A 17,455-nucleotide genomic window follows, 5' to 3' on the forward strand; every position below is an offset into this window, starting at 1 on the left:
ACAACATCTACGTCTTTTGGCTAATGGTGAGCCCCCTGTCGCTTTCTCACAATGCCAGAGATGAGTATGGAAATACTTTCCACAACGTTGCGCGGCACCGGCATCTCTTGGCAGAGGCGCCACGTGCGAGCGTCCGCAGAGACGCCGCTCCAAGACAAGCACCCCACGACTGCGACCCAGGGAGTAGACCGTGACCCTGCTCTACGATGAACGACTCGACGGCGAGATCGCGAGCGTCGACAAGCCCTCGCTGATGGCGGCGATTCACGCCGAGGCCCCGGCGCTGACCCTGCTGGCACGCGAAGAGGATCTGCGCCCGTTCGAGTGCGACGGGCTCTCCGCCTATCGCACGCTGCCGCTGCTGGTGGCGCTGCCGGCGACCCTCGACGAGGTGGCAGCACTGATGCGGGTGTGTCACGCCCAGCGCGTGCCGGTGGTGACCCGCGGTGCCGGCACCGGGCTCTCCGGCGGCGCGCTACCGCTGGCCAAGGGCGTGCTGCTGGTGATGTCGCGCTTCAACCGCATCCTCGAACTCGACCCCGAGGCGCGCCTGGCTCGGGTGCAGCCGGGGGTGCGCAACCTGGCCATCTCCGAGGCGGCCGCACCGCACGGGCTCTATTACGCCCCCGACCCCTCATCGCAGATCGCCTGCTCGATCGGCGGCAATGTCGCCGAGAACGCCGGCGGGGTGCACTGCCTCAAGTACGGGCTCACCGTGCATAACGTGCTCAGCGTCGAGATCATCACCATCGAGGGCGAGCGCATGACCCTGGGCAGCGAAGCCCTGGACGCCCCCGGTTTCGATCTGCTGGCGCTGTTCACCGGCTCGGAGGGGATGCTCGGGGTGATCACCGAGGTCACCGTCAAGCTGCTGCCCAAGCCCCAGGTCGCCAAGGTGCTGATGGCCTGCTTCGACGATGTCGAGCAAGCCGGCAAGGCGGTGGGCGATATCATCGCCGCCGGCTGTATCCCCGGTGGCCTGGAGATGATGGACAACCTGGCGATTCGGGCCGCCGAGGACTTCGTCCACGCCGGCTATCCGGTCGAGGCCGAGGCGATCCTGCTGTGCGAGCTCGATGGCGTCGAAGCCGATGTCCACGCCGACTGCGAACGTGTGCGCGAACTGCTCGAACGCGCCGGCGCCAGCGAGATCCGGCTGGCCCGGGACGACGCCGAGCGCCAGCTGTTCTGGGCCGGGCGCAAGGCGGCGTTCCCTGCCGTGGGGCGGATGTCGCCGGACTACTACTGCATGGATGGCACCATCCCCCGGCGTGAGCTGCCGCGGGTGCTCAAGGGTATCAACGAGCTCTCCACGACCTACGGGCTGCGCGTCGCCAACGTCTTCCACGCCGGCGACGGCAACCTGCATCCGCTGATCCTGTTCGATGCCAATCGCCCCGGCGAGCTGGAGACCGCCGAGACCATCGGCGCCAAGATTCTCGAGCTCTGCGTCGAGGTCGGCGGCACCATCACCGGCGAGCACGGCGTCGGGCGCGAGAAGCTCAACCAGATGTGCACCCAGTTCGCCGCCGACGAGCTGACCCAGTTCCACGCGGTCAAGTTCGCCTTCGACGAGCATCGCCTGCTCAATCCGGGCAAGAACATTCCCACGCTGGCGCGCTGCGCCGAATTCGGCGCCATGCACGTGCATCACGGCGAGCTGCCCCACCCCGAGCTGCCCCGTTTCTAGTCGTTCGAGTCAGGAGATACGTGATGCCACACCCGCAGGACCAGCGCCCCGAATTCACCCCCGCGGGCCAGGCCGGGCCCACCCTGGACAGCGGCCAGGACCTGAGCGACGCGCTCTGCGAGCAGGTGCGCCAAGCCCACCGGGAGCGCACGCCGCTGGTGATCCAGGGCGGCGGTACCAAGGCGTTCTACGGCCGCCGGATCGCCGCCGAGACACGTCTCGACCTCGGCGAGCATCGCGGCATCGTCCACTACGATCCGGTCGAACTGGTGGTCACGGTGCGCGCCGGCACGCGCCTTTCCGAACTCGAAAGCGCGCTCGCCGCCAGCGGCCAGCGGCTGCCGTTCGAACCACCGCACTTCGGTGATACGGCCACCGTCGGTGGCATGGTCGCCTGCGGTCTCTCCGGGCCACGACGCCCCTGGAGCGGTGCGGTGCGCGACTTCGTGCTCGGCACCCGAGTGATCACTCACGACGGCAAGCTGCTGCGCTTCGGCGGTGAGGTGATGAAGAACGTCGCCGGCTACGACCTGTCGCGGCTGATGGTCGGCGCCCAGGGCACCCTGGGCGTGCTCGCCGAGGTCTCGTTCAAGGTACTGCCACTACCGCCGGCGAGCGCCTGCCTGCGTCTGGAGATGGACGAAGCGCGCGCGCTCGAATGCCTGCGCGAATGGGGCCGCGAGCCGCTGCCGCTGAGCGGTGCCGCCTTCGCCGACGGCGTACTGCATGTGCGTCTCGAAGGGGGCGAAGGCTCGGTGGCATCGACCCGCGAGCGTCTGGGCGGCGACGCCGACGATGCCACCTTCTGGGAAGATCTGCGCGAGCAGCGTCTGGCCTTCTTCTCGCCCCAGGACCCACGGCCACTGTGGCGGCTCTCACTGCCGGCTCGCGCCCGACGCCCGGCGCTGGCGGGCGACTGGCTGTGCGACTGGGCCGGGGCCCAGCAGTGGCTGCGCAGCGACGAGCCCGCACCACACGTGCACGAGACCAGCATGGCTGTCGGCGGCCACGCCACACGCTTCGGCCCCGCCCTCGATGACGCCCCGAACGACGACGCCTCGCCGTTCTCGCCGCTACCCAAGGTGCTGGCGCGCTATCACCAGCAGCTCAAGACGCGTCTCGATCCGCACGCCATTTTCAATCCCGGCCGGCTCTACGCCGACTGGTGAGGAGCCACCATGCAGACACACTTCACCGACGCCGCGCGCGAACGGCCCGCGATTCGCGAAGCCGATCGCATCCTGCGCACCTGCGTGCACTGCGGCTTCTGCAACGCCACCTGTCCCACCTATCAGCTGCTGGGGGACGAGCGCGACGGCCCGCGCGGGCGCATCTATCTGATCAAGGAGCTGCTGGAGAGCGATGCCGGCGACGACCAGGTGACCCGCGAGACCCAGCTGCATCTCGACCGTTGCCTCACTTGCCGCAACTGCGAGACCACCTGCCCCTCCGGGGTCGAGTATCACAAGCTGCTCGACATCGGCCGCGCCGAGGTCGACCGCCGGGTCGGACGCACCCCGCGCGAGCGCGCCCTGCGTCTGGGGCTGCGCACCGCGCTGGCAGAGCCCAGACGATTCCAGGCCCTGCTGGCCCTGGGCCAGACCTTTCGTCCGCTGGCGCCGGCGGCGCTGCGTGACAAGATCCCGCCGCGACCGGCGCCGCGCCGGGCACGCCCCGCACCGGAGCGCCATCCGCGCCAGATGCTGATTCTGGAAGGCTGCGTGCAGCCGGGTCTGGCCCCGAACACCAACGACGCCACGGCGCGCGTGCTCGACCGCCTGGGGATCGGCGTCCGCGCGGCGCGCGAAGCCGGCTGCTGCGGCGCGATCGACTTCCACCTCAACGCCCAGGAGGCGGGGCGTGCACGCATGCAGGCCAATATCGACGCCTGGTGGCCGTTGATCGAAGACGGCGCCGAGGCGATCGTGCAGACCGCCAGCGGCTGCGGCGCCTTCGTCAAGGAGTATGGCGAGATGCTGGCCGACGATCCGGTCTACGCGGACAAGGCCCGACGCGTCAGCGAACTGGCCAAGGATCTGGTCGAGATCCTGCGCAAGGAGGATCTCGAGGCGCTGGTGGCCGATTCACCCGCCAACGACGCCCAGCGTCTCGCCTTCCACTGCCCCTGCACGCTGCAGCACGCGCAGAAGCTCGGCGGTGCGGTGGAGGGGGTGCTCACGCGCCTCGGCTTCGATCTCACGCCGGTACGCGATGCCCATCTCTGCTGCGGCTCGGCGGGCACCTACTCGATCACCCAGCCGGTGCTCTCGCGCCAGCTGCGCGACGCCAAGCTGGAAGCGCTGGAGGCGGGCCAGCCCGACACCATCGTGACCGCCAATATCGGCTGTCAGAGCCACCTCGACGGCGCCGGGCGCACCCCGGTACGCCACTGGATCGAACTGGTCGACGAGCGTCTGGCCACATCCGACTCATGACCCTCGAATTCTTACCCTCAGCACGCACCGGAGCCACGCCATGAAGACCCAAGCCGTACTCGAACTCGCCGACGTCAACGCCCTGCTGGACAGCGCCCAGCGCGAAGCCGATGCTCAGGGCTGGGCGGTCACCATCGCCGTGGCCGACGCCGGTGGCCATCTGCTGGGCCTGCGCCGGCTCGACGGCGCCGCCCCCTTCAGCGCCGGCATCGCCAGCGAGAAAGCGCGCAATGCCGCCATCGGCCGCAAGGAGACCCAGGTCTTCGAAGAGATGATCAACAGCGGCCGCACCGCCTTCGTCAGCGCGCCCATGCAGGCGCTGCTCGCCGGCGGCGTGCCGGTGATTGTCGACGGTGAAGTGATCGGCAGCGTCGGCATTTCCGGGGTCAAACCGGACCAGGACGTGCAGGTGGCCAAGGCCGCGGTCAAGGCCATTGGCTGAGCGCCTGAGCTAGCGCTTCTTGCCGCTGCCCCGAGTGCGCTTGGCGGCAGGCGTGCTCGGCTTACCGCCGCGCCCCTTGGTCGCGGGCTTGGCGCCCGGCGTGCCCTTGGTGGCAGGCTTGCCCTTGGCGCCGGGTTTACCCTGGCCGACCGGCTTACCCTTGGCACCGGGTTTACCCTTTGCGACCGGCTTGCTCTTGGCACCGGGTTTGCCATGGGTGCCCGACTTGCCCTTGGTGCCAGGCTTTCCGCCACCGGCCGCCCTGTCCTTGGCGTGGGGCTTGCCGCCCGCCGACTGACGCCCCTTGGCCGCCGGTTTCGCAGCTTTGCCGCCGCGCGCGGGCTTGGCCGCCCGTGCTGGCTCGGCCTCGCTGCCGGAATCACGCGTCAGCGCGATGAGCGTATCGATCTCCTGCGGCGTGAGATCCCGCCAGTCACCCAGCGCCAGTCCCTTGAGCGAGATGTTCATGATCCGGGTACGGATCAGCTGCGTAACCTCGTAGCCGAAGTACTCGCACATGCGGCGGATCTGGCGGTTGAGCCCCTGCACCAGGGTGATGGTGAAGACGAAGGTCGACTCGCGGCTGACCTGGCAGCGCTTGGTCACCTGACCGAGGATCGGCACCCCCTGCTGCATGCCCTCGATGAAGTCGTCGGTGATCGGCTTGTCGACGGTCACCCGATACACTTTCTCGTGATGGTTGTGCGCACGCAGGATCTTGTTGACCAGATCACCATCGTTGGTCAGCAGAATCAGCCCCTGGGAATCCTTGTCGAGCCGGCCGATCGGGAAGATGCGCGCGCCGTGCTTGACGAACTCGACGATGTTGTCCTTCTCGCTGGACTCGGTGGTACTGACGATCCCCACCGGCTTGTTCAGCGCGATCAGGACCCGATCCTCCGCCTCTCTTGGCTCGATCTCCTGGCCATTGACCTTGACCCGGTCCCCCGCCACCACCTGATCGCCAGTGGTAGCGCGGCGGCCGTTGATCCACACGTTGCCCTGCTCCACGAAGCGATCGGCTTCACGGCGTGAGCACATCCCGCTTTCGCTGATGTACTTGTTGATCCGGGTCGATTGTCGTAACGCCATAAAGGGTCGTCCAGCCAGAAAAAAGAGGGCTCGGCTGCGGGTAGCCAGCGGCGAGCCGGCACCGACCCGCAAAGCGCCAGTGAACCTGTCTAGTTTGACGCGTCCGCGGTGCCGATAAAACCGGCGCAGGGACGAGATGTCCGAAGCGGTATTAGATAGGCCCCAGCATGCGCGGCCAGGCGTGAGTCAGACGCGCCGCCGCCTCGATCAGCAGCGGCGCGTGGTGAGCCTCGATCCGCGCGTCGAAACGCGCGCTGGGGCCGGAAAGTGACAGCGCGCCTCTCAATTCGCCGGCGTCATCATGGATGGCAATCGCCACCGTCGAAAGCCCGGCCTGGCGCCCCCCGTGGGAGCGTGCCACCCGACCCGGCGGCAGCTCGCCACCGAGTGCCTGGTCGACCGCCTCTTCTTCCCCCAGTGCCACGCGCGCGCCCTCATCGAGATGGTGGCGCAGTTGGAGGCGGCCGTTTTCGCACAATCGACAGATCCGTGCTTCGCCATCGCGCACGTGAAACGCCGCAGTCTCTTCACTGGCCTCACGCAGCGCCACCAGAACCGGTCGCACCAGATCCTCCAACTGCGGCCCCTCCACCGCCAGCGGCGCCAGCGTCAGCACCGCCGGGCCGATTCGATAGACACCACGTTCGTCACGCACTACGTAGCCGAAATACTCGAGCGAGGCCATCAATCGCAAGATGGTGCTCTTGTAGAAGCCGCTGGCATTAGCCAGTTCGGTCAGCGTGAGCTCGCGCCGATCTCGCGAGAACGCACCGAGCAGCGTCAGGGCACGCTCCACCGCCTCGACTCGTCGTTGTGCCATGGGGACTCTCTTCACCGGAATGAAAAATCGATTCGCGTCGGATGTTGCGCCAGACGAAATCCTATTGCAACGCGACACACGGCAGCCCCCTTCCGCCACCGGGGATGGCGCCGCATACTCGTGGCGACACAGTTCCGGAGGTGGATATGACGTATCGGCTCTTTATCGCCAACAAGAACTACTCATCCTGGTCGATGCGCCCCTGGGCGCTGCTGCGCGCGCTGGACATTCCCTTCGAGGAGGTCATGACCCCGTTCGAAGGTGACGGCCAGCAGAGCGCCTTCGCGACGTTCTCACCCACCGCCAAGGTGCCCTGTCTGCATGATGGCGACAGCGCGGTGTGGGAGTCGCTGGCGATCATGGAGTACATCGCCGAGGCTCATCCGGCGGCCTGGCCACAGGCGCGCGAGGCACGCGCCTGGGCCCGCTGCGCCAGCGCCGAGATGCATGCCGGGTTCCCGGCCCTGCGCAACGAGTGTTCGATGAACTGTGCCCTGCGCATCGACCTGGGCGAGCCCGGTGCCGCCCTGGCCCGGGACATCGCCCGCCTCGAGGCGCTGTGGCAGGAGGGCATCACGCGCTTCGGCGGTCCCTGGCTGGCGGGTGAGCAGTTCACCGCGGTGGATGCGATGTTCGCCCCGGTAGCGGTCCGCGTACGCGGCTACGGCATCACCCTCGGCTCCCCGTCCCGCGACTACGTCGAGCGTCTGCTGGCGCACCCGGCGGTGGCGAGCTGGATCGATCAGGGCATCGCCGAGCCCTGGGTCGATGAACCCCACGAGGCCGACTGCATCCGCGGGCGCCAGGTCATCGAAGACCGCCGCCAGCCGGCGTAACGCGTCAGCGCCGGGCCGTCTCGCCAGTCGAGGCGGCCATGCGAACTGCTGGCCGCACGCGTCTCCCGCCCCCCATCAACACTGGCGCGGCCCCGCTTCTGCCACGCCGCTCCCCTCGTCACGCCCGGCCGACTCGCCACGCGCTGTGACCCACGCTGCCTGCTCTGTCTGGTGACAGACACCTTCTCGACTGCCTGGGACGATCCGCCCGAACCTGACCGGCGCGGCTTTCTCCTGCGCGCGCCTCATCCGGTCACTTTTCACGCTTGTCGGCTTGAGTCATACACATTGTATGCTGTATACAATTTATTGCCGCACAGCGCATAACAAACTCAAAAACGTTCGAGGTGCCCCCATGAGGCCACAATCTGCCCGCCGCCCGGGCCTGTTCGCGCTCTGTCTGATTCTCGCCAGCTTCGCTGCCATCATGTCGACGGTGTTGCTGCTCAAGATGCCCGTCGCCTTGGCGCTGTTCGCTGCCTGGTTCGCGATGTTCGCCATCGGCAAGGGCCTCGGCCATGCCTATGACTCACTCCAGCAAGGCGCGTTCGACGGTATTCGCAGTGGCCTCGAGGGGGTGATGATCATCATTACCGTCGGCGCACTGATCGGCGCCTGGATCGCCGCGGGCATCGTCCCCAGCGTGATCTACTACGGCGTTGCGTTGATCGATCCGTCCTGGTTCCTGCCCGCCGCTTTCCTGATCTGCGCCGCCACCGGGCTGGTGACCGGCACCTCGTTCGGCGCCGTGGGCACCATCGGTATCGCCATGATGGGTATCGGCCACGGCTTCGAACTGCCGCTGCCTCTTGTCGCCGGCGCGGTCATCTCCGGCGCCTACGTGGGCGACAAGCTCTCACCGCTCTCCGACACCACGGTACTCACCGCCTCGCTGTGCGAGGTGCCGCTGATCGATCACGTGCGCTCGATGCTCTATACCGGTGTGCCCTGCGTCACGCTGGCCACCATCGGCTTCGCCCTGGCCGGGAACCACCTCTCCCGCAGCGGCTACGACATGCAGCAGGCGGACGCGGTAATGGCCCAGCTACAGGCTCACTTCCTGCTCTCCCCCTGGCTGTTGATGCCGATCCTCGCCACGCTGGTGCTGCTGGCATTGCGCAAGCCCGCCCTCCCGGTGATCGCGACCGGCGCCGTGCTGGGCGTGATCTGTGCCTGGCTGGCCCAGGGCGTTACCCCGTTGCAGGCGGTGACCACGCTATATGCCGGCAATCAGGGCGACTACGGCACGGGCTATCTCGCCAGCATCCTCAATCGCGGCGGCATCGTCTCGATGCTGCCGGTGATCGCCATCGTCATCTTCGCGCTGGGGTTGGGGGGCCTGATGGAGCGTATCGGTGTCCTCGAAACCATCGCCAACGCGCTCACCCGCATGGTCCACCGCAGCACAGGCCGGCTGACCCTGGCGACCATGGCGTGTGGCTTCTTCGGCACGATCTTCGGCGGCGCCGCCTACGTGGCGATCTTCACCGCGGCCTCGATGACGCGAAACATCTACGACCGGCTCGGGCTGCAGCGGGTAGTGCTGTCGCGCAACGTCGAGGCCGGCGGCACGCTCTCGACCCCGATGATTCCCTGGACCAGCGGCGCAGTGTTCATGGCCACGACCACCGGCGTGGCCACCACCGATTACCTGCCGTTCCTCTGGTACCACTGGCTGGTGATGGTGTTCTCGCTACTTTACGGCTTCACCGGCTTCGCCATGTGGAAACGACCGCAGCCCGCCCCCGCCACAGAACCCACCGCTTGACCGCATAACCGCATAGAAGGGAAGGAAAACGCATGACCAATACCACCGGTAGCTCGCAGTCCTACGTGGCCGATACCCGCAACGAAGACGTGATCGTCTACGTCGACGGCGAATTCAAACCCAAGCACCAGGCGACAGTATCGATCTTCGACAGTGGCTTCGTCCTCGGTGACGGCGTTTGGGAAGGCATACGACTGGTCGAAGGCCGACTGATCGCACTCGACGAGCATATGGAGCGGCTCTATCAAGGCGCCGCTTCGATCTCTCTGGATATCGGTGTCACCCGCGAAGCGCTGGTCGGCCTGATTCGGGAAACGCTGGACAGAAACGACATGCACGATGGCGTGCATATTCGACTGATGGTCAGTCGCGGACTCAAGAGCACGCCCAATCAGGATCCGCGTTTTCTGCGCGGCAAGGCCACCATCGTCATCGTCGCCGAGCACAAGGTAGTCGACAAGACGGCCAAGGCGCAGGGCCTGACGCTGTTCACCTCGACTTTCCGTTGCAGCAGCCCAGACGTCTTCGATCTCCGCCTCAACTCCCACAGTCGGCTCAACTTCATCCAGGCGCTGATCCAGGCGATCAATGCCGGCGCCAACGAGGCGCTGATGCTCGACCCCCATGGCTTCGTCGCCAGCTGCAACTCGACCAACTTCTTCATCGTTCGCGATGGCGAACTGTGGACCTCGACCGGACGCTACAACTTCAATGGCATCACCCACAAGACGGTCATGCGCCTGGCGCGGGAGGCGGGTATCGTGGTCCGCGAGCTGGACTTCACCCTGGCCCAGACCTACACCGCCGACGAGGCTTTCGTCACCGGTACTCTGGGCGGCCTGACACCGGTCTATCGCATCGACGGACATGCTATCGTAAACCGTCGCGACGCCAGCCTGATGCAGCGCCTGGCAGCGCTCTACGACGACTACCTCCGCGGCTGACGTCACCCATCACGCCACTTTTGGATACGCATGTTCTCGACCGATATCGCGCAGATTCCGGCTCGCCAGACGCTCTGGGAACAGACCGCCCAGCGACTGCAAACGCTGATCGCCAATGGCACCATCGCCCCCGGCACACGGCTGACAGAGAATGCGCTCGCACAGCAGCTCGGCGTCAGCCGTGCGCCACTGCGCGAGGCGATACGCCACCTGATGAATATCGGCCTGTTGATCAGCGAACCCTACAAGGGCGTGCGGGTGCTCGAACTGACGCCGGACGGGCTGCACCAGCTCTATGAGTACCGCACCGGCCTCGAGCAGATGGCATTCAAGGGCCTCTGGCACAAGCGCACCGCGGCCAGCTTCGACGACCTCGATCAGCGCCATGCACGCCTGCTCGAGGCCATCGATGCCGGCGATGGTGCGCTGGCGATCGATCGCGAACTCGCGCTACACCAGTGGTGCTACGAACTCAGCGGCAATCCGCTGCTGCTCGATGCCTGGTCGCGTATCAAACCTCATCTGCAGTGCTACTTCGTGCTGCACCAGCGCGCGCACAAGCGTGCAGGACCTGCCCGCCAGTCCCACGACAGCTACCTGGAACACGCCAAGGGCGACTCGCTGGAGGCAACGCTCGCCTACATCGCGCGACACATGAAACAGGGCTTCGAGCAGGTCATTCAGACTCTGGGCTGAACGCGCCGGCATGGCTGCCGTCGGGTCCCCATCGATGCCGGCGACGCTTTCTCGCTGCCCTCTTTCTCGCAGCTCTCTTTCTACCCACCCTCTTTGCTAGCCACCCTCTCTGCTAGCCGCCCTCTTTCTCGCTGCGCGCGACCGGGCCGATGCTAGATAGCCTGCTATAATTTTTCCTGGTTTCCCCGGTTCGCCGCCGGGCTCCGCTACATCGACACCGGCCAGCCAGACGTCCCTGGCTGGCCAAGGTCATTTATCCCCACAGGAAACCAGACATGTCCCAGACCCACATCAAGACCGAATGGATCGAGATCACCGCCGAGGACGGCAAGACGTTCAAGGCTTATCAGGCGCTGCCCCACAAGGGCAAGGGCCCCGGCATTCTGCTGATCCAGGAGATCTTCGGCGTCAATGGCCATATTCGCGGCGTCGCCGAGCAGTACGCCATGGATGGCTACAGCGTCATCGCCCCCGATGTGTTCTGGCGCGAAGCGCCCGGGGTCGAGCTGGGTTATGACGGCGACGACTGGAAGGCCGCCGTGGCGCATAAGCAGGCGCTGGACTACCCCACCGTGATCAGCGACCTGCGCGCCGCCACCCGGGCTCTGCGCGCAAGCCCGGTGTGCGACGGACCGATCGCCTCGGTGGGCTACTGCATGGGCGGTGTCCTCTCCTACCTGTGTGCACTGGACGCGGGCGTCGACGCCGCGGTGTGCTACTACGCCGGCGGCATCACCGAGTATCTCGACCGCGCCGAGGCGCTGACGGTACCGGCCCAGTTCCACTTCGGCGCCGAAGACGACCATATCCCGCTCGCGCACGTCGAGCAGACCCGTGAGGCGTTCGCCGCCAACCCAGAGGTCGAGGTGCATCTCTATGACGGCGCCGAGCACGGCTTCAACTGCTGGTCACGGGCAAGCTACCACCAACAGGCGGCGGCTTTGGCTCATGGGCGCACGCTCATCTTCCTCGCCGGCCGCAAAGCCTGAAGCATCACCGCCGCGACTGGCATGGCGCCAGTGGCGGCTCCCCCCTCTCGTCATCGTGATCCCTCAGGAACTCTTGCTATGCCCAGCAATGCCCACTTCTACCAGCCCCAGCAGGGGCACGGCCTACCGCACAACCCGTTCAAGGCGATCATCGGCCCGCGCCCGATCGGCTGGATCTCCTCACAGGACGAGACAGGACAGCTGAACCTGGCGCCCTACAGCTTCTTCAACGCCTTCGCCGATACCCCACCGATCATCGGTTTCTCCAGTTCGGGCTACAAGGACAGCGTGCGCAACATCGAACGCACCGGCGAGTTCTGCTGGCAGCTGGCGACCCGACCGCTGGCCGAGGCGATGAACCAGAGCGCAGCGTCGGTGGCCCCCGAGGTCGATGAGTTCAACCTGGCCGGGCTCACCCCGAGCGCGTCAAAGGTCGTGGCGGTGCCCCATGTGGGCGAAGCGCAGGTGGTGTTCGAGTGCCGCCTGAGCCAGACGCTACGGTTGCGCTCCGCCGCCGGCGAAGAGATCGACAACTGGCTGGTGCTGGGTGAGGTGGTCGGCGTGCACATCGACCCGACCCTGCTGGTCGATGGCATCTATCAGACCGCCGCCGCGCGCCCGATCCTGCGCGGCGGCGGCCCGGCGGACTACTTCGAGGCCGCCGAGGCGCAGCGTTTCCAGATGCAGCGGCCGGGCTGAGCACAGCTCAGCCGTTGCCGCCGGGCGCGTGGAAGCGCCAGGTATTGCGCCCGGCGCGCTTGGCCGCGTACATCGCGCGGTCGGCGAGCAGCAGCGCCTGCTGCGGCTCCTCGGTATCCACCCCGAGCAGCGCTACCCCGATGCTGACCCCGATGGTGACCTCTACCCCCGATTCGAGCGCGATCGGGGTCTGCAGACGCGCGACGAAGCGCCCGAGCAGCGCCTCCACCTCATCCCGCCGTCCGCACCCTTCCAGCAGCAGCACGAACTCGTCACCACCCAGCCGCGCCAGGTAGTCGCGCTGGCGCAGCAGCGCCGCCAGCTCGCCGCCGACGAGGCGCAGTACCCGGTCCCCAGCGTGGTGGCCGTGGGCGTCGTTGATCTGCTTGAAGTGATCGAAGTCGAGCAGCACGAGCGCATGACAACGATCCGGATAGAGCCGATGGTGGCGCCCCATCACCGCCAGGCGACGGTCGAAGCCGCGCCGATTGCCGAGCCCGGTGAGCGGATCGGTCACCGCCAGCTGCTCGGCCGCGTCGGCGGCCCGCTTGCGCGCGGTGACGTCGTGCGCTACCCCCTGCAGACGTCCCGCCTCCAGCGGGTTGAGTACCAGACTGACCCAGCGCCGCGGCTCCTCGTCGCCGAGCGCTACCTCCCACTGCCGCCCGCGACCGCCGGCCACCACCGTGGCCGGGCTGGCGCCAAAGGTGCCCTCAGGATCGACCAGGGTGGCGAAATCGATCGGATGAAGGTTCAGGTCACGCTTGGCAGGCAGTTTGAACAGACGCCGGAAAGCGGGGTTGGCGACCCGGATCGCGCCGTCGTCATCGACCTCGAAGATGCCTGTCTCGACATTGTCGAAGATCGCCCGGTAGCGGCGCTCCTCGACTTCACGCTCGAGGCGCAGGCAGCGCTCGGCATCGAGGCTCTGGACCAGATTGTCGATCATGGCGTTGACGCTGTTCACCAACTGGCCGATCTCGTCGTCGCGGTTGCCCCGCGGCGCCTGCAGTTTCTGCCCGGTCTCCGCTTCGAGCGCTCGCAGCCGCTGCGACAGCCCGGTGATCGGCCGGGTCACGTAGCGCACCACCACCACCACCACGCACAAGCCGATGCCCAGCAGCTGCAGCAGCAGCGCGCCGCCGACGAAACGCGACGCCTGGCCGACCAGGGCATCGATGTAACGCTGATCGGGGTCGATGGTCAGTCGGCAGACCGTCGTCCTGGGCTCGAATGGCGAGGCGATCTCGCGTGTGAACAGGGCATCGCGAGCACTATCGAGCGCCCCCCCCCTGTCGATCGACAGCTTGCCATCGAGGGACTGGACGCGCACCGCATGCACGATGTCGTTGCTCAGCAGGCCATCGGCGAGCTCCCGCGCCAACTGCTCGTCGTCCAGGAAACAGGCGATCTGCGCCGTGCGCTCGACCGTGTTCAGCAGCCCCTCGAGCCGGGCCTGCTGCTCCTGATGCACGCTCTGGGCGCGAAAGTGCACCGCCAGGAGCAGGAAGGCGATACCCAGCAGCCCCACGATCAGCAGGATGATCGCGGTGGTACGCAGCGCCAGGCGGGTGTGTAATAGCATCAGCAGTCGCGACATCGCTTATTCGCTCAGTATCAGCACGACGTGCAGATCGGGGCTCACCTCGCGGCTATCGAGATAGCCGACAGCGCCGGGGTTGCTCGTCACGATCTGGCGCATCTCGTCAACCGTCGCCACCTGCTGTGGCGGCGAATTCTCGCCCGAGAACACCAGCCGCGCCCAGTAGGAGTTGATCTCGGCCAGATTCTTGTTCACCAGCGCTCGATAGAAACGCGCCTTGAACGGGGCCACATCGAGTGGCAGCGCCGGATTGCCGCTGGGCAGCTTGCGATAGCGGCCCATGAAGATATTGACCGCATCGCTGCGGGTGAGATGGCTGACGCCGCTGCCGGTATTGACCACGATGGCGATATCGGCCATCGCCGGCATCACCAGCGATAGCAGCGCCACCAGAAGACAACAACGCACTCGGATCATGTCCAGGCCTCTAGAAGATGAAGTCCAGACCGAGACTGAAAACGGAGCTCCAGCCGCCTTCCCAGTCGCTGTCGGTATGCCATAAAAAGCCGGGCCTGCGCGTGTCGATGCGGTCGAACTGCGCTTTCAGCGCGATGTCGCTGGCGACGTCGAAGCGCGTGCCGAGCGTCCAGGTGCGCTGATCGATATCGGTGTCGTCGGGGTGGGTGGATGAGGTCATGATGCGGGAGACAGCAACGTAGGGCGTCACCTGCCCCAGACGGTAGCCGGCCGAGAGCAGCGCCGAGTCGATCCGGCCGCGTTGGCGCTCGGTGCGGGTACGGTTGACCATCGCCTGCACCTGCAGCGGGCCACTGTCATATAGCGCCCCCAGCGAGAACAGCCGTAACCGAGAGAAACCGAGTACGCTCTCGATCTGCCGTTCCCCATCCAGCCCCGGTAGCTGCAGACTGTCGATCTCATCTATGAGTGGCCCCGAGTAGTCCACGTCCGAGTGCACTTCGGTATAGCTGGTGCGCAGGCGCCACGGGCCGTGTTCATAGTCGAGGTGCCCGCCGTAGACCGCGTCGGCGTCGAAGTCCGCGATCAGATCGTCGCGCACGTAGATCCGGCTGTCGGAGCGCCCGGCATAGAGCTTGAGCCTTACCAGATCACTGCCCAGCGGCTGCTTGAAGGTCACATCGGCACCGTCGATATAGGTCAGTTGCAGAATGCCGAACTGATCCACCGGTGGCCGCACCCAGGGATAGGCATACCCCACGTAGCGCGAGTCGGAGAGCTGGAACACGTCCCAGCCCAGACGCCCGGCACGCAGCTGCAGCGCGGGGTCAGGGCGATAGCGCACGAACGCCAAGCTCAGCTCGGGGCGGAAGTCGCCGGTGTCGTGGTAGCGGCTGATCCCCTGCACCACCAGATCCCAGCGCGGATCGACACGCCACCCGAGCTGCCCCCCCAGCAGGGTGTCCACGCGTGCGCTCCACCCCTCCCCGGCGCCCCTGGGCTGGCTGATATCGCGCAGGAACTCGGCCTCGGAGTTGTCACTGTGGACCAGCCCCAGGGTGCCGAAACCACTCAGCGTGAGGCGATCGTCGTCGCTCGGGTGGAATGCCTGAGCTGCCAGGCTCGCCAACATCAACGCGAGCCCCAACCCTATCTGTCGCCATCGCTGCATATCGGTTCTCAGGGGCGACGCGCGAACATGCTGCGTGCCACCGCTCGAAGAAAAATTAGAAAGTCTGAATTATTGTCGGCAGATGACAGCCTTTCTGAAGTCGGTATCCCCACGGACGGCGCAGGCGCGGGCCGCTTCCCCCGCCCAGGCGGCGCCACTCGCAGGGGAGCACGACGTGTTAGACTTTGTCTCTATAAGCCCCTTTCTCACGCCAACTCGCGCCGATCCCTGTTTGGCCCGGATGGAGATAGCCGCTCAATGTCTTTGGAAGAACTGCATCTCAACCTGCGCAACCTCGCCTGCGAGGACTACCCGCAGCTCAAGCGGCTGATGGACGCCGTCTACGACGACATCGGGGGTGCCTGGTCCCAGCACACCATCGACAAGCTGATCGACGAGTTCCCCGACGGCCAGATCCTCATCGAGGACGACGACAAGATCGTCGGCGTGGCGCTCACCGTGCGGGTCGATTACGACCGTTTCTCCAATCCGCACAAGTACGACGAGCTGATCGGCCACCGCGAGATCATCCTCAACGAGCCCGATGGCGACGCCCTCTACGGCCTCGACGTGCTGATCGACCCCGCCTACCGCGGCTATCGTCTCGGTCGGCGCCTCTACGAAGCGCGCAAGGACCTGTGCCGCTCGATGAATCTGCGCGCGATCCTGGCCGGCGGCCGCATCCCCAACTATCACCAGCACGCGTCGGAGATGTCGCCGGCAGAGTACATCGATCGGGTGGCACGCAAGGAGTTCTACGACCCCATCCTGTCGTTCCAGCTGGCCAACGACTTCCTGGTCAAGCGGCTGTTGAAGAAGTATCTGCCCGAAGACGAGAAGTCGATGGGCTATGCCACCCTGCTGGAGTGGAACAACATCCTCTACGAACCGGCCAGCCTGGTGATCGACACCCGTCGTACCCAGATCCGGGTCGGTGCGGTGCAGTGGCAGATGCGCGAGTTCGACTCGGTCGAATCGGTGCTCAAGCAGGTCGAGTTCTACGTCGATGCCATCTCCGACTATCAGAGCGACTTCGCGGTCTTTCCTGAGCTGTTCAACACTCCATTGATGGGGTTGACCGACCAGACCGACCAGGTCGAGGCGATCCAGTTCCTGGCTGGCTTCACCGAGCGCTTCAAGAGCGAGATCTCGCGCATGGCGGTCTCCTACAACATCAACATCGTCGCCGGTTCGATGGTGGAGAAAGGTGACGACGGCAAGCTCTACAACGTCTCTTACCTGTGCCACCGGGACGGCAGCGTCGACCGCCAGGCCAAACTCCATATCACCCCCCAGGAGCGCCGCGACTGGGTGGTCGAGGGCGGCGACGAGCTGTGCGTGTTCGAGACAGATGCCGGCCGCGTGGGCATCCTGATCTGCTACGACGTGGAGTTCCCGGAGCTGCCGCGGCTGCTCGCCGAGCAGGACATGGACGTGCTGATCGTACCGTTCTGGACCGATACCAAGAACAGCTACCTGCGTGTACGCCACTGCGCCCAGGCCCGGGCGATCGAGAACGAGTGCTACGTGGTGGTGTGCGGCAGCGTCGGCAACGTGCCGTCAATCGAGAACCTGGACATCCAGTACGCCCAGTCGTCGGTGTTCTCGCCGTCGGACTTCGCCTTCCCCCATGACGCGGTACTCTCAGAGACCACCCCCAATACCGAGATGGTGATGTTCTCGGATCTCGACCTGAACAAGCTCAAGCTGGTGCGGGCCGAAGGTGCGGTGACCAACCTCAAGGATCGCCGGCTGGACCTCTACGACCTGCGCCTGCGTGACTGGTCGTGGAAGTCCGGGGCACGTCAGGAAGAGAGCTGAGCCATGTCTCGGGGCGAGCGTGACACCGCACC

Annotated in this window: 16 protein-coding genes; 11 read left to right on the forward strand and 5 right to left on the reverse strand. The window is 66.1% G+C overall.

Annotated elements, in window-relative coordinates; translation table 11 throughout:
* Positions 1-190: 190 nt before the first annotated feature.
* From glcD to DOM66_RS01845, 4 genes are read left to right on the forward strand one after another with little or no spacing between them, the layout of a single operon-like run.
* Positions 191-1,690: a glycolate oxidase subunit GlcD gene (gene glcD, locus DOM66_RS01830; protein ID WP_110675627.1), complete on the forward strand. Its 1,500-nt coding sequence runs from the start codon at positions 191-193 to the stop codon at positions 1,688-1,690.
* Between the two features lie 23 nt (positions 1,691-1,713).
* A complete protein-coding gene (gene glcE / locus DOM66_RS01835) occupies positions 1,714-2,859 on the forward strand; it encodes a glycolate oxidase subunit GlcE (RefSeq protein WP_110675629.1) in 1,146 nt (381 codons plus the stop codon).
* Between the two features lie 9 nt (positions 2,860-2,868).
* Positions 2,869-4,125 carry a glycolate oxidase subunit GlcF gene (glcF, locus tag DOM66_RS01840; RefSeq protein WP_110689077.1) on the forward strand — a complete coding sequence of 419 codons (1,257 nt, stop codon included), beginning with the start codon at positions 2,869-2,871 and terminating at the stop codon, positions 4,123-4,125.
* Between the two features lie 40 nt (positions 4,126-4,165).
* Positions 4,166-4,567: a GlcG/HbpS family heme-binding protein gene (locus tag DOM66_RS01845; protein ID WP_106419363.1), complete on the forward strand. Its 402-nt coding sequence runs from the start codon at positions 4,166-4,168 to the stop codon at positions 4,565-4,567.
* Between the two features lie 9 nt (positions 4,568-4,576).
* Here DOM66_RS01845 and rluF read toward each other — a convergent pair whose 3' ends face one another.
* Together rluF and DOM66_RS01855 are read right to left on the reverse strand one after the other, a co-directional pair.
* A complete protein-coding gene (rluF, locus tag DOM66_RS01850) occupies positions 4,577-5,659 on the reverse strand; it encodes a 23S rRNA pseudouridine(2604) synthase RluF (RefSeq protein ID WP_110689078.1) in 1,083 nt (360 codons plus the stop codon).
* Positions 5,660-5,810: 151 nt separating this feature from the next.
* Positions 5,811-6,479 (reverse strand): IclR family transcriptional regulator, encoded by a 669-nt coding sequence (locus tag DOM66_RS01855; protein ID WP_110689079.1) that lies wholly within the window; start codon positions 6,477-6,479, stop codon positions 5,811-5,813.
* Between the two features lie 146 nt (positions 6,480-6,625).
* Here DOM66_RS01855 and DOM66_RS01860 point away from each other — a divergent pair, with 146 nt between their 5' ends.
* The 6 genes from DOM66_RS01860 to DOM66_RS01885 all read left to right on the forward strand — a co-directional run bounded on the left by DOM66_RS01860 (position 6,626) and on the right by DOM66_RS01885 (position 12,411).
* A complete protein-coding gene (locus tag DOM66_RS01860) occupies positions 6,626-7,315 on the forward strand; it encodes a glutathione S-transferase family protein (RefSeq protein WP_110689080.1) in 690 nt (229 codons plus the stop codon).
* 355 nt (positions 7,316-7,670) lie between these two features.
* Complete coding sequence (gene nhaC / locus DOM66_RS01865; protein WP_110675639.1) at positions 7,671-9,083, forward strand: Na+/H+ antiporter NhaC; 1,413 nt, start codon at positions 7,671-7,673, stop codon at positions 9,081-9,083.
* Positions 9,084-9,115: 32 nt separating this feature from the next.
* Positions 9,116-10,027, forward strand: a complete 912-nt coding sequence (locus tag DOM66_RS01870) for an aminotransferase class IV (protein ID WP_110675641.1) — start codon at positions 9,116-9,118, stop codon at positions 10,025-10,027.
* A gap of 30 nt (positions 10,028-10,057) precedes the next feature.
* Entirely contained in the window at positions 10,058-10,723 is a 666-nt protein-coding gene (locus DOM66_RS01875; protein ID WP_110675643.1) for a GntR family transcriptional regulator, read from the forward strand.
* A gap of 275 nt (positions 10,724-10,998) precedes the next feature.
* Positions 10,999-11,712 carry a dienelactone hydrolase family protein gene (locus DOM66_RS01880; protein ID WP_110675645.1) on the forward strand — a complete coding sequence of 238 codons (714 nt, stop codon included), beginning with the start codon at positions 10,999-11,001 and terminating at the stop codon, positions 11,710-11,712.
* Positions 11,713-11,790: 78 nt separating this feature from the next.
* Positions 11,791-12,411: a flavin reductase family protein gene (locus DOM66_RS01885; RefSeq protein ID WP_110689081.1), complete on the forward strand. Its 621-nt coding sequence runs from the start codon at positions 11,791-11,793 to the stop codon at positions 12,409-12,411.
* A gap of 7 nt (positions 12,412-12,418) precedes the next feature.
* Here the strand turns inward: DOM66_RS01885 and DOM66_RS01890 are convergent, their stop codons facing one another.
* Genes DOM66_RS01890 through DOM66_RS01900 form a run of 3 tightly spaced genes read right to left on the reverse strand, consistent with a single transcriptional unit; the run spans position 12,419 to position 15,602 of the window.
* The gene (locus DOM66_RS01890) at positions 12,419-14,011 is read right to left on the reverse strand and encodes a diguanylate cyclase domain-containing protein (protein ID WP_110689082.1); all 1,593 of its coding nucleotides are present in this window, start codon (positions 14,009-14,011) and stop codon (positions 12,419-12,421) included.
* A gap of 3 nt (positions 14,012-14,014) precedes the next feature.
* Positions 14,015-14,431: a hypothetical protein gene (locus DOM66_RS01895; protein WP_157958844.1), complete on the reverse strand. Its 417-nt coding sequence runs from the start codon at positions 14,429-14,431 to the stop codon at positions 14,015-14,017.
* Between the two features lie 10 nt (positions 14,432-14,441).
* Complete coding sequence (locus tag DOM66_RS01900; protein WP_110675653.1) at positions 14,442-15,602, reverse strand: porin; 1,161 nt, start codon at positions 15,600-15,602, stop codon at positions 14,442-14,444.
* 258 nt (positions 15,603-15,860) lie between these two features.
* Here DOM66_RS01900 and DOM66_RS01905 point away from each other — a divergent pair, with 258 nt between their 5' ends.
* Complete coding sequence (locus DOM66_RS01905; protein ID WP_110675655.1) at positions 15,861-17,423, forward strand: bifunctional GNAT family N-acetyltransferase/carbon-nitrogen hydrolase family protein; 1,563 nt, start codon at positions 15,861-15,863, stop codon at positions 17,421-17,423.
* The last annotated feature ends 32 nt before the right edge of the window (positions 17,424-17,455 follow it).

This window comes from Salinicola endophyticus, assembly GCF_003206575.1.
GTDB classification, from domain to species: domain Bacteria; phylum Pseudomonadota; class Gammaproteobacteria; order Pseudomonadales; family Halomonadaceae; genus Salinicola; species Salinicola endophyticus.